The following is a 13,084-nucleotide window of genomic DNA, read 5'->3' on the forward strand; positions in this document are numbered from 1 at the left end:
GGACAGACAACCCCTCGCGGGGGTGGCGGTTTGTCGGAAACGGTGGAACGGCGATGGCGAATACCCGATCAGAGCACCAAATCGCACGAGTGGTGCGCGCCAAGAAGCTGCGCGATTCCCGTCTCATCAAGCCGCCGCGCCCCCGCGACTCCGCCGATACCCGGTCGGACGCCCGCCGCGACCGTGACCGAATCCTGTACTCGGTCGCATGGCGGCGGCTCGGTGGCGTCACCCAAGTCGTCACACCGTTCGAGGACATGGCGTTGATGCACAACCGGCTGACGCACTCGGAAAAGGTCGCGCAAGTCGCTCGGAGCATTGGCGAACGCCTGCTGCACCAGCAGAAAGCGCACAAGCTCATCCGGCACCTCGGGGGCATCGACGTGGATGTGGTCGAGGCCGCGGCGCTGGCCCACGACCTCGGCCATCCGCCGTTCGGCCACATCGGCGAGATCACGCTGGACAAGGCGGCACGCACCAGCTTGAAGCTGCCTGACGGATTCGAGGGGAACGCGCAGACTTTCCGCGCAGTGCTGTTGGGCGAGACCCGTCACGAGAAGTACGACGGACTCAACCTCACCTTTGCCACACTCATGGCGATCGCCAAGTACCCGTGGGCCAGGCAGTCGACGTTGAAGGACGACCACGACACGCGGTTGAAGACGGACACCGAGTACCGCAGGCGATGGCGCAAGTTCAGCGTGTACCGACCCGACAAGCCCGCTTTCGCGAAAGCACGCGCCTTCCTGCACCGCATTGACTCCTTCCATGACGAGACACAGTCATTGGAAGCCTCGATCATGGACGTCGCCGACGACATCACCTACGCGATCCACGACCTGGAGGATTTCTACCTCGCCGGAATCCTGGATGTCCGGGCCGTGCTCGACGAACTTCAGAAAGACGAGCAGGACGGCCTGCTGCACAAGCTGCGCGCCCGCCTCAAGATCGATTACCCGGATTACTACCGCAAGGATCTGTTCAAGCGAGCGGAACAGGTCGTCCGCCGGGAATTGGAGTCATCGTTCGCCACGAAGTACGACGGCGGTCTGGTGACAGTCGGGCGGGCGCGGGCGGCCGGGTCGATGCTCATCGGCAAGTACATCAACAGCGTTGATATCAGCGATGCCCTTTTTTGGGCACATGGCCCATACGTAGCCCTCAATGCACCAGCGTGGCATGAAGTCCAACTGCTCAAGGAGATCACGAAGAACTTCGTGATCAAACGGCCGGACATCGCGGTCCTGCAACGCGGTCAGCAGCGAATCCTCCGAGAGCTGGTCCAGTACATGCTGGAGTGGAAGGACTCCAAGAGCGACTTCAAGAGGCTGCCGCGCAGACTTCGCGAGGAAATCATCATCTCCGAGGGCGGAAACGGCCGGTCGGACTGCAAGAAGGCCTACCACAACCTTCGCAAAGCCCGTGGCGACCGCGGATTCCTCAACCGGGGCGACGCCAACCGCTGCATTCTCGATTACTTGTGCACCCTCACTGACGGTCAGTGCTACGCCCTCTACTACAAGCTCGCGGGCACCCGGCCAGCCGCCTCAGCCATGGACTTCTTCCTCTGAGCGCCGGGACTACGGGGTCATCGGCAGGGCGAACTCGTGGACGGTGTCGTAGCGCTTGCCGGTGGTGAGGGTGACTTTTCCGGTGCGCTGGCCGTAGACGACGGACCACTGGGTGTGGCCTTGGCGGACGTCGGCCAGCAGGGACATCGCGGCGCTGGGGTCCAGGGCGCCTTTCGCGGCGGTGAGGGTGTCGGAGGCGGTGCGGTAGCGGGGGTCGGCTTGGCGGGACTGCTCGGTGGAGCCGAACCAGCGGTAGTTGACCATTGCCTGCCAGGGGCCCGTTTCCCGGGTGACCTCCAGCTTCCCGTCGACGAACTCCAGGATCGCCGAGCCGGTGGGGTCGGCGACCATGTAGTGCAGGGGCGGGCTGTCGGTGAAGTCCACTGTGTACTCGTTGAACACCGCGATGGCCTCGTCGACGGTGGCGGCGCGGTCCAGGAGCATCCGCATGACGCGGACGCTGCCCACCACCGGCCTGCCGGGCGCGGCCGTGGGCACGGCCTCCGGCACGGTCGCCATGCCGACCACCAGGCCCTTGTCGTTCATCCCGTCGAAGGGCAGCAACGGGGCGTTGAGCAGCTTGCGCTTGCCCGCCTCGGTCTCGAAGTCCGCCCCGGAGCGCACGTCGAGGTAGGAGACGTCCACCATGGACACCGAGGCGTGCTTGCCCGGCGCGCTGGTGAACAGCAGCAGCGCGGGCTGGTGGTCGAAGTCGAAGTTGCGGCCGAACACCGGGTCGGCGGGGTTGCCGCGCGCGGCGAACAGCGAGCAGCCGAAGGTGGTGGGGGTCAGGGTGGGGCCGACTCCCCTGAGCGGGTCGTAGTCGCCGTGGTAGGTCATGGTCCACAGCGGGTGGTCGTCGACCTTGCGCAGGCTCGCCAGCGTGGCCGTCTCGTCGGCGGACAAGGACGCGGGCGGCACGGGGTCGGCGCCCTGGCAGCCGACGAGCCCGCTGGTCAGCAGCACGGCGGCGACAGCCATCCGAATGGTGCGGTTCACGCCGCCATTCTGCGCCCCCACCAGCGCCGCCGTCACGGCTTTGCGCCATTCACCTCCCTCGATCACCGGTAGACCGCGCGCGTCGACATGACCAGCGAGACCAGCCCGGGGCAGCGGCCTTCGACCAAGCCGCGGGCGGGCGGTATGGCGGCGCATGGCGCAGCGGGGCGCGGCTCGGCACGACCCCTCCCCGCCCTGCGGGCCGCCGACGCCGCCGTGCTCGACCTCGCCGACCACGTCCGCCCCCTCCTGGGCGCCGCCACCGTCCCCGTCTGGTGCGACCTGCACGACTACGACGGCGCCAACCCCTACCGCCACGACTTCCTCGCCGCCGCCACCCACGTCTTCCTCAACGACGACGGCATCCGGGACCGCGCCGCCCTCCGGGCCTTCCTGACCGGGCGGGTGGTGGCGGGTGCCGAGACCGCCGTGGCCACCCTGGGGGCCGACGGCGCGATGGCCGCCACGGCCGACGGCGTTCACCACGTCCCCGCCGTCCCGGTCTCCCGCATCGTGGACACCAACGGCGCGGGCGACGCGTTCTTCGCGGGTTTCCTGATGGCCCACCTCGGCGGCGCCGACGTCGCGTCGGCGCTGTCCGCGGGCGCCCACCAGGCCGCGCGCTGCATAGCCTCGCCGAATCTCGCTCCGTGAACAGCGCCTTTACACCGGGTATCCGCGCCATTACGCTTCTGGGAGCGCTCCCAACTTATCCCAGACCGTGGGCGGACCCGCACCGCACGTGCGACCGCCCTGAAGGATGTGATTTGGATGGCGAGCGTCCTGCTCCTGCTCCGCGCCCGCAGCGTGCCCCTGTTGCGCGTCTCGCTCGGGGTGGTCTTCCTGTGGTTCGGCGCGCTGAAGATCACCGGGATGACGCCGGTGGCGGACCTGGTGGCCGGGACGGTGCCGTGGCTGGAGCGGGACACGTTTGTGCTGGGGCTGGGGCTGATCGAGGTGGTCCTCGGGGCCGCGCTGGTCATCGGGCGGCAGCTCACCTGGGTGGCGCTACTGGTCGCCGCGCACCTGTGCGGCACTTTCCTGACCCTGGTGATGCAGCCCGCGGTCGCCTTCCAGACCGGGAACCCGCTGCTGCTGACCATGACCGGTGAGTTCGTCGTCAAGAACCTCGTCCTGCTCACCGCGGCGCTGGTGATCATGTCCGCCGACGTCAAGGCGCCCGCCCGGTAGACGACCCGAAGGTGGTGGCGGCGCCCGCGCACCGCCACCGCCTTGGGTCAGTCCCGCCGGGACAGCATCTCGCGCACGGCGTCCTTCGTCCGGTCGTACAGGCCGAGGATCGGGCCCGCGGCGAGGTTGGCCTTCGCCGACTCCGTGCCCGGGTGCGGATGGGTGGGCGCCATGCTCTCGGCCAGCCGGACGGCGTCGGCCATCCGCGCCAGCCGCTCGGGGTCGAGGGCCCGGCGCAGGTAGCGGAACTCGTAGCGCTCCTCGTAGGAGGCGTGGTCCAGCACCGCGACGCGCAGTTCCTCGAGCAGGCCGGGGAACTCCGGGGAGCCGGTGCCCATGGAGTCCAGGCGCTGCAGGATCTCCTTGGCCTGGCGCTCCTCCACCAACCGGTCCTCGACGACGCCGTCGCCGCCTTCCAGCGCCCGCCGCGCCTCCGGGTGCACGACCAATTCCTCGGCGGTCTCGTGCACGGCGAGCATCCGCACCAGTTCGGCGAACCTCTCCTCGCGGGCCTTCCCGGACGCCGTCGCGACGGCGTCGAACAGGTCGCGGATCTGCATGTGCTGGCCGATCAGCAGCTCGACGACGTCGGCCGTCTTCATGTCGGTCATCGCCTGCTCCTCAACGGACGCTCTGCTGGCGGAGTTCGGCAACCGGGTGCTCACCCTCGGTGGCGAGGCGGTAGTCGGTGCCGAACTGCTCCCGGTGCAGGTCGATGATCTGCTCGCTGGGCGGGTCCTCGCCGCCGTGGAGCGCCTCCTGCATCTTCTCGAAGCGCTCGTGCGCCTCGCGGACGTAGCCCTCGCCCAGGGTGGTCAGGTCGATCTGGGTGTCGAGCAGCTCCCGCACGTACTCCTTGTTCGGCTCGAAGGTCAGCGGCTCCGGCAGCTCCGGGCCGAGCACCTCCTCGGGCTCGCGGCCGTCGTTGGCCCGCATCAGCTCGCACGCGGCGTGCAGGTGCTCCAGCTCCATGTTCAGGTGCAGCTCCCAGATCGCCTTCACCCGGCGGTCGGACTCGGTCTGCATGAACGAGTAGTAGAGGTAGCACTCGTTGTACTCGTGCAGCACCAAGCGCTCCCACCACGTCTCGCCCGGGTCCACAAGGGACTCGTAGTGGGTGACGTGCGCCTCCTCGATCAGCCCGATCTCCTGGTAGAGCTGGCGGGCGATCGGCTCCATGTACTGCGGGCCGACGTTCATGTAGAAGTTCATGGTCTGCTGCTCGGCGGACATCACCGTGAGCGCGTGCAGCTTGGAGATCGGCGCGGTGTTGGCGCGGTCGTACGGGATGCGCACGTTGTCGACCGCGTGGCGGTGGTGGTACTTGGTCGGCCTGCCCGGGATCACCTCGGTCAGCCCGTCGACGATCTTCTCCGCCTTGCGGTGCTGCACCATCTCGTAGAGGTTGGCGTAGCGGTAGAGGTGGTCGAAGTCCTCCAGCACGCCGAACTGGTACGCCTGCTTCAGGTACGGGTCGGGCTCCATGCGCGCGACCCAGGCGGTCAGGTCCACCGCGACCTGCTCGTAGGCGATCGTGGTCTCCAGCGGCGACGCCGTGCCCGGCAGCAGCCAGTTGACGACCTTCTGCTGTTGCTGCTCCAGGTAGCGGATCTCGGCGAGCTGCCGCTTCACCTCCATGTCCGGGCACTGGCGCGCGAAGTGGTGGCTGAACATCAGCGCCTCGACCTCGATGCCGTTCATCGTGATGATCCGGCACCGGGTGTAGGGGTCAGCGTGGTCGGGGTCGATGGGGTCCACGTTGAGTTCGCGCCAGTTCCGCAGCTGGCGGTCCAGCGGGATTCCTCGGTGTTCCAGAGGGTTGAACGACATCGGTACCTCTCCGGTCGGTCCTTCGGTCTTGGTGGGCGCGTCCCCCACGAGTCCCCTGAAGCGCCTGGTTCAAACACCCCGACACCCCATTGGCTCAGCCGTGGGTCGCCTTTCCCGCGCGCAGCCGCTCCCGGACGTGAACGCGGGAGCACCCTTTTCTCCCGGCGCTCCCGGTTTCCCCGTCGCCGTCGGTCGAAACCAGCGATGATGGAGCGATGCGCGTCGCCGTCCTGTCCGACACCCACGGTCCTCGCCGGTGGCGTGGCTGCCCGCCCGCGGTGGCCGGGCACCTCGCCGACGCCGACCTGATCCTGCACGCGGGCGATGTCTGCGCCGCCGCCGTGCTCGACGAGCTGGCCGCCTACGCCCCGGTCCACGTCGTGCTCGGCAACAACGACGGCCCCGACGTCGCCGCCTGGGGCGCCCCGGAGACCCTGGACCTCACCCTGGACGGCCTGCGGGTGGGCATGATCCACGACAGCGGCCAGGCAGCGGGCCGGGCCGCGCGCATGCGCAGGCGCTTCCCCGACGCCGACGTCGTGGTGTTCGGGCACTCGCACATCCCGATGGACGTCGACACGGGCGGCGTCCGGATCTTCAACCCCGGCTCCCCCACCGACCGCAGGCGCCAGCCGCACGGCACCATCGGCCTCTGGCGGATCACCGACGGCGCCCTGGTCGAGGCCAGGATCGTCCCCGTGACCTGAGGTCAAACGGGACGTCTGCCAGCGGGGAGTCAGCCGGCGGGCATCTCGACCGCGGTGCCGGAGACGGCGATGCCGGTGCCCGGCTCGGCGGGGACCGACACCGTGATCACCCCCGGCCTGCCCAGGTCCGCGCCCTGGTGGACGGTGAGGGTCGCCGGGGTCGGCACCAGGGCCAGTTCCCGCAGGTAGCCGCCGAACGCGGCGGCCGCGGCGCCGGTGGCCGGGTCCTCCACCACGCCACCGGGCGGGAACGGGTTGCGGCAGTGGTACACCGTCGGCGACTCGCGCCACACCAGATCGATGGTCGTCCAGTTCATGGTGGACATCAGGGCGGACAGGGCCGCCATGTCGTAGTCCAGGTCGGCGAGGCGGGCGCGGGTGGCCGCGGCGACGACCGGGTGCCACGCCCCGGCGTACGCGGCGCGCACCGGCAGCGCGGGGTCGAGGTCCGCCGGGGACCACCGCAGCGCGCTCAGCAGGGCGGCGACGTCACTGAAGGCGGTGTACCTCAGGATCTCCACCGGCGAAACAGTACCCGCCTGGTGGGCTGGCACCGGGTTTCCCCAGCCATGACCACGGGTATGCCCGGCTGGCGCACGAGAGCGAGTTGTACCGCGCGGTGGCCGTCAACTCCGCCCAGCCCGCGGGCGGGCGGCGAAAACCCGGGCGGCGGTCAGGGCCTGACCAGTAAGGGACTGGGCGGTCAGGGACTGGGCGGTCAGGGGCTGGGCGGTCAGGGGTTGAGCACGAGGATGCCGATGGTCAGGGCTGTGGCGAATCCCACCCACACCAGGTACGGCACCAGCAGCAGCCCGGCGACGCGGTGCTTGCGGAGGAACAGGACGATCAGCACCGCGATCATCACCAGCAGGACCGAGATGTCGACCAGCGCGAGGTCGAACCGGCGCGCCGCGAAGAACAGCGGCGTCCACGCCGCGTTCACCACCAGCTGCGCCCCGAACAGCACCAGCTCCCGGCGCGCACCGTGCACGCCGTACTGGCGCCAGACCAGCCAGCCCGACACCGCGATCATGGCGTACAGGATCGTCCACACCGGACCGAACAGCCAGGGCGGCGGCGCCCACGCGGGCAGCCGCAGGGCCTGGTAGTCGGCCGAGGCCGACACCGCCGCCAGCGACCCGACGACCGCGGTCACCGCGACCGCGGCGCCGAACACCGCCAAACCCGCCACCGGGCGGAGCTGGGAACGCGCGACCACGTCGACCTCCCTGTCAGCGCTGCTTGGAATGGGCGTCCTCGACGGCGATCTCCGTGGACTCGACGTGGAAGAAGCCGGTCAGGCCCGCCAGGGCGAACACCCGCCGCACGAGGTCCGAGCCGATCAGCAGCGTCAGGTCGGGCCGCCTGGTCCGGGCGTCGAGCAGGGCCGCCAACCCCGCGGAACCGATAAAGGACACCCCGCTCAGGTCGACGACCAGTGCCCGGTCACCGCACCGCGCGTCGGCGTCGATGAGCGCGGCGCACAGCTCCTCCGTCGTGCCCATGTCCACCTCGCCGCGGACGCGGACGGTCACGTGGGTGTCCACGGACTCCACGTCCACGCGCATCCCTGCTGGAAGCTCCGCCACAGTCACCCCGTCGCTCGACCGGTCATCAGCCCCCACGCTAGCGCACGCGCGCCCCCGAAGCGATGCGGAACCGTTGCACCCTACCCGGGCATCACCCGGTAGCCGACACCCCGCACGGTGTGGATCATGGACGGGGTCCGCGGCTTGTGGCGGAGCTGGGTGAGCAGGACGTCGACACCGGGGTCAGCGGCTCACGCCGCGCGCCACAGGGCGGGCACGTTCGGCGGCTCCCAGCCCGGCTGCGCCACGTGGGCCTGCAGGCAGGCGTAGCCGCGGCCGCCGTAGGTCACCTGGGCGCCCGCCGCGTACGCCGTGCCCGCCCGCCAGGTCCCGCCACCGGGCTGGGTGGTCGTCGTCGGGTTGGAGGTCGTCGGCCTGGTGGTCGTCGTGCCCGGGTTCTGCGGCACGTTGAGGACGAAGTCGAAGGCGGCCTCCCGCCCGCCGCCGACGCTGCGCACGGTCATCAGCAGGCGCGGGTCGTAGAGCGAGTCGGTGTTGTTGCGCGGCTCGTTGGGGAAGTACAGCTGGGTGGTGAGCACGGGCCTGCCCGGCGCCTGCGCCTTGACGTGGATGTGCCGGGTGCGGCCGGGGTAGAGGCCGGGGACGATGGTGGTCAGGGTGAAGGCGCCCCGCGCGTCGGTGAACTGGTGGCCGCGGAAGCGGAAGCCGGTGTTGTCGTAGGCGCCGTTGTTGTCGGCCTGCCAGAAGTCGAGCAGGACGTTGCCGATCGGCAGGCAGGCCAGGCCGAAGACGTAGCCGGTGACGGTCAGCCTCGTGCCCGGCGTCCCGGCGTCCACCAGCGAGGTGCGGCGCGGGGAGTTGGGCTTGAAGTAGGGGCCCTCCATCTGCGGCGGCGTGGGGTCGTCGCCGTCGTCGCACTCGGGGGTGAGGGCGGGGGCGGCGCCGGGGCCGGTGCGGGTCCTGGCCAGCGCGGGCGCGGCGACGAACGCGGCGGGGACCGCGACACCCGCGGCGAGCGCGGCGCGCAGCACCGTCTTGCGGCTGAGGGTGGGGGTCGGGTCGCCGTCGTGCGGTGCGTCCATGACTCAACTCCTTGTGCGGGGGTGTGGTCATGAAATTACGGACGCGCCGGGGCGGCGGCGATGGACTCGATCCGGTCAACGTGGTGTATCCCGTGGGCGCTGTTGCCAGTGGTTGCCACCGAGGCGTCGCCGTCGCGGCGGAACCCGCCCGGCGTCACCCCCGTCTCCCTGCGGAAGAACCGGCAGAAGTAGGCCGGGTCGGCGAACCCCAGCCGCCCGGCGACCTGGCGGACCGTCAGGTCGGTGCGGACCAGGAGCCGCTTGGCCTCGTGCGCCCGCGCCTCCCGGACCAGCTGCGACGGCGTCCGCCCGGTGGCCGCCTTGACCGCCTCGGTGAGGTACCCGGTCGTCACCCCGATGCGCTCGGCGCACGCCCCCACCGACCACAGGCCCAGGTCGGCGCGCCCGTTGAGGCGGACGAACTCCTCGGCCACCGCCCCGGCCCGCGTCGGCGGCGCGGCCTGCGCGGCCTCCGGCACCCGGGCGGCCCGCACGACGAGCACGTGGAGCAGGGCGCGCAGGACCGACTCGACCCCGTCGCGCCCGCCGCGGTACTCCTCGTCCAGCTCGGCGATCAGCCGGGCGGTCCTGGCGTGGGTGGGGCCGTCGAGGTCCAGCCACGGGCGCTCGCTCAGCCGCCGCAGCAGTGCCCGGTCGGCGGGGTGGTCGAGCAGGAAGTCGTCGGTGAACAGCACGACGTGCCCCTGCAGCCCCTCGGCGCCCTCCCAGTGGTGCACCTGCCCCGGGGAGATCACGCACAGGTGCGGCGGGCGCAGCGCCCACCGGGCGAGGTCCACGACGTGGGCGCCCGTGCCGCCGGTGACGTGGACGATCTCGTAGAAGGTGTGCCGGTGCGGGAAGGACGCCCGCGACATCGGTCCGATGGTGTCGAAGGTGCCCATGGCGAAGGGCAGCGCGTTGGGCATCGGCACCTCGAGGCGGTGCATCGGCAGCACGCCGTCCCGCGGTGCGCGGCATGGCGTGCCCGGCAATACGGTGGTCTCGCGCATCCTCCCGATCCTGCCCGCCGACCAGGCAAAGGTACAGACCAATGCGCTCACACTTCCCGGTGCGCGGACCACGTCGCCGGAAATGCCCGGCAGCGGCGAACTCCCGCGCCGCCGCCGGGCGCCGAGCTGTCGAAGTGGACGGTCCGGTGCCCGGCGTCGCGTGCGGTCCTCACCTGCCCGGGACTGCCGTCCCGCCTGGCGTCACGGAGCCATGTCGCCGTACTCCAGCTCACCGGCGCGGACGTAGGAGCAGATCAGGACACCGGTGCTCGACGTCGTCGTCTCGACCAGCTTCAGGCCCGCCGGAATCGCGCCCGACCCGAACAGCCGCTTGCCGGAGCCGACGACCACCGGGAACACCAGCAGGTGGAACTCGTCGACGAGGTCGTGCGCGATCAGCGTCTGGATCAGGCCGCCGCTGCCGTGGACCTGGATCTCGCCGCCCTCGCCCCGCTTCAGCGCGCCGACGGCCTCGGCGACGTCGCCGGTGACCAGGGACGAGTTCTGCCACGACAGGGTGTCCAGGGTCCGCGAGACGACGTGCTTGGGCACGCGGTTCAGCACCACGCCGACCGGGTCGTCGGATTCGGCCTGCGGCCAGCTCGCGGCGAAGAGGTCGTAGGTCTTGCGGCCGAGCAGCAGCGCGTCCGCCCGGCCTGCCAGTTTCCCCATCATCTCGAGCACCTGGTCGTCGAAGTGCGGCACGGCCCATCCACCGTGGTCGAACCCGCCCTCGGTGTCCTCGTCACGGGCGCCGGGCGCCTGCACGACACCGTCAAGGGACACGAACGCGGTCACCGTCAGCTTGCGCATGTCATCTCCTTCGCTCCGGGGCACTGGCGCCCCTCACAACCACGGCGAACGGGATCACCGGCATTCGACACCACGAACGGGTGATACTCGTGCGACCGGTCGTGACCGTCGGGCTCGGTTAGATTGCCCGCATGATGTCCGGTCCGCACTTCAGGTGGCGTCGCTGGTCGCTGGGCATCGCGGGGGTGGCCTGGCTCGTCCTGCAGGCCGCGCCCGCGGGGGCCGAGCCGCCGGAGCGGCTGGCCGGGCAGGTCACCGACCGCGTCGCCGCGCTCGACCCGGGTGGGCAGGCGCGCGTGCGGGACGCGCTGGACTCCCTCTACGACGAGCACCGGATGCGGCTGTGGGTGGTCTACGTCGCCGGGTTCGACGGGCGTGACGCCGACAGCTGGGTCGAGCGGACGGCCGCGCTCAGCGGACTCGGCGACCAGGACGTGCTGCTGGCCGTGGCCACCGAGGACCGGGAGTACCGGCTGTACTCCCCCGGCCTGCCCGCGCAGGTCAGCGACGCGGAGTTCACCGAGGTGCGGGTCGAGCGGATCGAGCCCGCGCTGCGCGAGGGCGACTGGGCGCTGGCCTCGGTCGAGGCCGCGGACGGCCTGGCCGGGGCGGCCGCGCCGCAGGGCATGGGCGCGCTGCTCGCCGTCGGCGCGGCTGTCGCCGTCGGCGGGGCCGGGGTGTGGCTCTACTCCCGCCGCAAGCGCGGCCGGCGGTTGACCACCGGGCTGGCGAAGGCCCGCGGCATCGACCCGGAGGACACCGCCGCGCTCGCCGCGCTGCCGGTCGAGGTGCTCGACGAGCGGTCCCGGGAGCTGCTGGTCGAGATGGACAACGCGCTGCGCGCCAGCGCCGAGGAGCTGGAGCTGGCCCGCGGGGAGTTCGGCGAGACCAGGACCCAGCCGTTCACCTCGGCGTTCACCGGGGCCAAGGACGCCATGGCCGCCGCGTTCGCCCTGCGCCAGCGCCTCGACGACGACGTCCCCGAGACGCGGGCGCAGCGCGGGGACCTGCTGGTCGAGCTGATCAGCCGCCTCGGCCGCGCCGACCGGGAGCTCGACGCCCGGGTCGCGGAGTTCGACGAGCTGCGCGACCTGCTGCTCGACGCCCCGGGCAGGCTCGACGCGCTGACCCAGAAGGTGGTCGGCATCAGCGTCCGGCTGCCCGAGTCCACGGCCACCTGGACGCGGCTGACCGGCGAGTTCCCCGCCCCCGCCCTCGCCCCGGTGCGCGACAACCTCGCCATGGCCCAGGAGCGGCTGACCTTCGCCGAACGGGCCATCGCCGATGGCCGCGCGGCCGTGGCCCGGCCGGTCGGCGAGCAGGGCGCCGCCGTCGCGGCGATCCGCGGCGCCGAGGGCGCCGTCGGGCAGGCGAGCACGCTGCTCGACGCCGTGGACAACGCCGAGACCAACATCCGCGGCGCCGTCGCCGGGCTGCCCGCCGCGCTCGACGGCCTGCGCGCGGACCTCGCCGCGGCCGAGCGGCTGACCGGGGCGGGCGGTCCCGACCTCACCAGCGCCGTCGCCGCGGCCCGTTCCGCGCTGGAGAAGGCACCGGGAAGCGACAACCCCCTGGGCGCCTACGCGGAGGTCACCGCCGCCGACACCGACCTGGACAACGCGGTCGCCGCGGCGACCGAGCGCAGGCAGCGGGCGGCGCTGCTGGAGCAGGCGCTGGGCGCGGCCAGCGCGCAGATCTCGGCGGCGGAGGACTTCGTCGGCACCCGCCGCGGCGCGGTCGGCGCGCAGGCCCGCACCCGGCTCGCCGAGGCCAGGCGGCACCTCGACGCGGCGGGGGCGCTGAGCACGACCGACCCGGCCGCCGCCCTGGAGCACGCCCAGCACGCCGTCACCCTGGGGCAGCAGGCCGCCGCGGCGGCGGAGTCGGACGTGCGGCGGTGGGAGAGCGCGCGGGCGCCCCGCGCGGGCGGCGACACGGGCGCGGTGCTCGGCGGCATCCTGATCGGCAGCATCCTGGGCGGCGGCGGACCCGGGCGCGGCGGCTACCGGCCGTCCTCGTTCGGCGGCTCCCGCGGCACCCGGCGCCACGGCGGCGGGCGGTTCTGACCCGGGGCACTCGGAGGGAAGGCAGCACATGACAGGACATGACGAGCAGGGCACCGCGCCGACGGGCGACTACGACGAGACGGGCGTGCCCAGCTTCGACTACGTGCGCGACCGCGTCGAGAACCGCGCCGCCACCGCGGCCGGGGCCGACGAGCTCGCCAAGGAGACCCCGGACGCCGCGGAGCTGGACAAGCGGATGGCCGAGCGCGACGAGGCGGGCCGCGACCGACTGGAGCAGATCCGCCGGTCCATGCGCGGCGAGTAA

At 71.7% G+C, this 13,084-nt stretch carries 15 protein-coding genes; 6 read left to right on the forward strand and 9 right to left on the reverse strand.

The features are described from left to right. The first annotated feature begins 92 nt into the window (after positions 1–92). A complete protein-coding gene (locus ACTG9Q_RS11970; protein ID WP_455572782.1) occupies positions 93–1,571 on the forward strand; it encodes a deoxyguanosinetriphosphate triphosphohydrolase family protein in 1,479 nt (492 codons plus the stop codon). Between the two features lie 9 nt (positions 1,572–1,580). Here the strand turns inward: ACTG9Q_RS11970 and ACTG9Q_RS11975 are convergent, their stop codons facing one another. Beyond that, positions 1,581–2,570 (reverse strand): linear amide C-N hydrolase, encoded by a 990-nt coding sequence (locus ACTG9Q_RS11975; protein WP_455572783.1) that lies wholly within the window; start codon positions 2,568–2,570, stop codon positions 1,581–1,583. A gap of 87 nt (positions 2,571–2,657) precedes the next feature. On the opposite strand from ACTG9Q_RS11975, the gene ACTG9Q_RS11980 reads away from it, so the two are divergent. Continuing rightward, the gene (locus ACTG9Q_RS11980; protein WP_455572784.1) at positions 2,658–3,224 is read left to right on the forward strand and encodes a PfkB family carbohydrate kinase; all 567 of its coding nucleotides are present in this window, start codon (positions 2,658–2,660) and stop codon (positions 3,222–3,224) included. A gap of 117 nt (positions 3,225–3,341) precedes the next feature. Continuing rightward, the gene (locus tag ACTG9Q_RS11985) at positions 3,342–3,761 is read left to right on the forward strand and encodes a DoxX family membrane protein (RefSeq protein WP_455572785.1); all 420 of its coding nucleotides are present in this window, start codon (positions 3,342–3,344) and stop codon (positions 3,759–3,761) included. A 47-nt stretch (positions 3,762–3,808) separates the two neighbouring features. On the opposite strand, the gene ACTG9Q_RS11990 is transcribed toward ACTG9Q_RS11985, so the two are convergent. Further along, entirely contained in the window at positions 3,809–4,372 is a 564-nt protein-coding gene (locus ACTG9Q_RS11990; protein WP_455572786.1) for a hemerythrin domain-containing protein, read from the reverse strand. A gap of 10 nt (positions 4,373–4,382) precedes the next feature. Further along, on the reverse strand, positions 4,383–5,591 hold the full coding sequence (locus tag ACTG9Q_RS11995) for a hypothetical protein (protein ID WP_455572787.1): 1,209 nt from the start codon (positions 5,589–5,591) through the stop codon (positions 4,383–4,385). A 215-nt stretch (positions 5,592–5,806) separates the two neighbouring features. On the opposite strand from ACTG9Q_RS11995, the gene ACTG9Q_RS12000 reads away from it, so the two are divergent. Beyond that, positions 5,807–6,298 (forward strand): metallophosphoesterase family protein, encoded by a 492-nt coding sequence (locus ACTG9Q_RS12000; RefSeq protein ID WP_455572788.1) that lies wholly within the window; start codon positions 5,807–5,809, stop codon positions 6,296–6,298. A 29-nt stretch (positions 6,299–6,327) separates the two neighbouring features. On the opposite strand, the gene ACTG9Q_RS12005 is transcribed toward ACTG9Q_RS12000, so the two are convergent. The 6 genes from ACTG9Q_RS12005 to ACTG9Q_RS12030 form a co-directional block, all read right to left on the reverse strand. Then, the gene (locus ACTG9Q_RS12005) at positions 6,328–6,819 is read right to left on the reverse strand and encodes a PhzF family phenazine biosynthesis protein (protein ID WP_455572789.1); all 492 of its coding nucleotides are present in this window, start codon (positions 6,817–6,819) and stop codon (positions 6,328–6,330) included. Between the two features lie 212 nt (positions 6,820–7,031). Next, positions 7,032–7,517: a TspO/MBR family protein gene (locus ACTG9Q_RS12010; protein ID WP_455572790.1), complete on the reverse strand. Its 486-nt coding sequence runs from the start codon at positions 7,515–7,517 to the stop codon at positions 7,032–7,034. 13 nt (positions 7,518–7,530) lie between these two features. Beyond that, the gene (locus ACTG9Q_RS12015; protein ID WP_455572791.1) at positions 7,531–7,860 is read right to left on the reverse strand and encodes an STAS domain-containing protein; all 330 of its coding nucleotides are present in this window, start codon (positions 7,858–7,860) and stop codon (positions 7,531–7,533) included. A 218-nt stretch (positions 7,861–8,078) separates the two neighbouring features. Further along, positions 8,079–8,930, reverse strand: a complete 852-nt coding sequence (locus ACTG9Q_RS12020) for a dioxygenase family protein (protein WP_455572792.1) — start codon at positions 8,928–8,930, stop codon at positions 8,079–8,081. A gap of 35 nt (positions 8,931–8,965) precedes the next feature. Continuing rightward, positions 8,966–9,940, reverse strand: a complete 975-nt coding sequence (locus ACTG9Q_RS12025; RefSeq protein ID WP_455572793.1) for a helix-turn-helix domain-containing protein — start codon at positions 9,938–9,940, stop codon at positions 8,966–8,968. 201 nt (positions 9,941–10,141) lie between these two features. Continuing rightward, the gene (locus ACTG9Q_RS12030; protein ID WP_455572794.1) at positions 10,142–10,753 is read right to left on the reverse strand and encodes a dihydrofolate reductase family protein; all 612 of its coding nucleotides are present in this window, start codon (positions 10,751–10,753) and stop codon (positions 10,142–10,144) included. Between the two features lie 131 nt (positions 10,754–10,884). On the opposite strand from ACTG9Q_RS12030, the gene ACTG9Q_RS12035 reads away from it, so the two are divergent. Together ACTG9Q_RS12035 and ACTG9Q_RS12040 are read left to right on the forward strand one after the other, a co-directional pair. Next, complete coding sequence (locus ACTG9Q_RS12035) at positions 10,885–12,819, forward strand: TPM domain-containing protein (protein ID WP_455572795.1); 1,935 nt, start codon at positions 10,885–10,887, stop codon at positions 12,817–12,819. A 28-nt stretch (positions 12,820–12,847) separates the two neighbouring features. Further along, positions 12,848–13,084, forward strand: a complete 237-nt coding sequence (locus ACTG9Q_RS12040; protein WP_455572796.1) for a hypothetical protein — start codon at positions 12,848–12,850, stop codon at positions 13,082–13,084.

The organism is Actinokineospora lacus (assembly GCF_053813445.1).

Coding starts and splice junctions, on each gene's coding strand:
- ACTG9Q_RS12040 (WP_455572796.1), top strand. CDS start 12,848: ATGACAGGACATGACGAGCAGGGCACCGCGCCGACGGGCGACTACGAC.
- ACTG9Q_RS11990 (WP_455572786.1), bottom strand. CDS start 4,372: ATGACCGACATGAAGACGGCCGACGTCGTCGAGCTGCTGATCGGCCAG.
- ACTG9Q_RS12035 (WP_455572795.1), top strand. CDS start 10,885: ATGATGTCCGGTCCGCACTTCAGGTGGCGTCGCTGGTCGCTGGGCATC.
- ACTG9Q_RS11995 (WP_455572787.1), bottom strand. CDS start 5,591: ATGTCGTTCAACCCTCTGGAACACCGAGGAATCCCGCTGGACCGCCAG.
- ACTG9Q_RS11985 (WP_455572785.1), top strand. CDS start 3,342: ATGGCGAGCGTCCTGCTCCTGCTCCGCGCCCGCAGCGTGCCCCTGTTG.
- ACTG9Q_RS12020 (WP_455572792.1), bottom strand. CDS start 8,930: ATGGACGCACCGCACGACGGCGACCCGACCCCCACCCTCAGCCGCAAG.
- ACTG9Q_RS12025 (WP_455572793.1), bottom strand. CDS start 9,940: ATGCGCGAGACCACCGTATTGCCGGGCACGCCATGCCGCGCACCGCGG.
- ACTG9Q_RS12000 (WP_455572788.1), top strand. CDS start 5,807: ATGCGCGTCGCCGTCCTGTCCGACACCCACGGTCCTCGCCGGTGGCGT.
- ACTG9Q_RS12030 (WP_455572794.1), bottom strand. CDS start 10,753: ATGCGCAAGCTGACGGTGACCGCGTTCGTGTCCCTTGACGGTGTCGTG.
- ACTG9Q_RS11980 (WP_455572784.1), top strand. CDS start 2,658: ATGACCAGCGAGACCAGCCCGGGGCAGCGGCCTTCGACCAAGCCGCGG.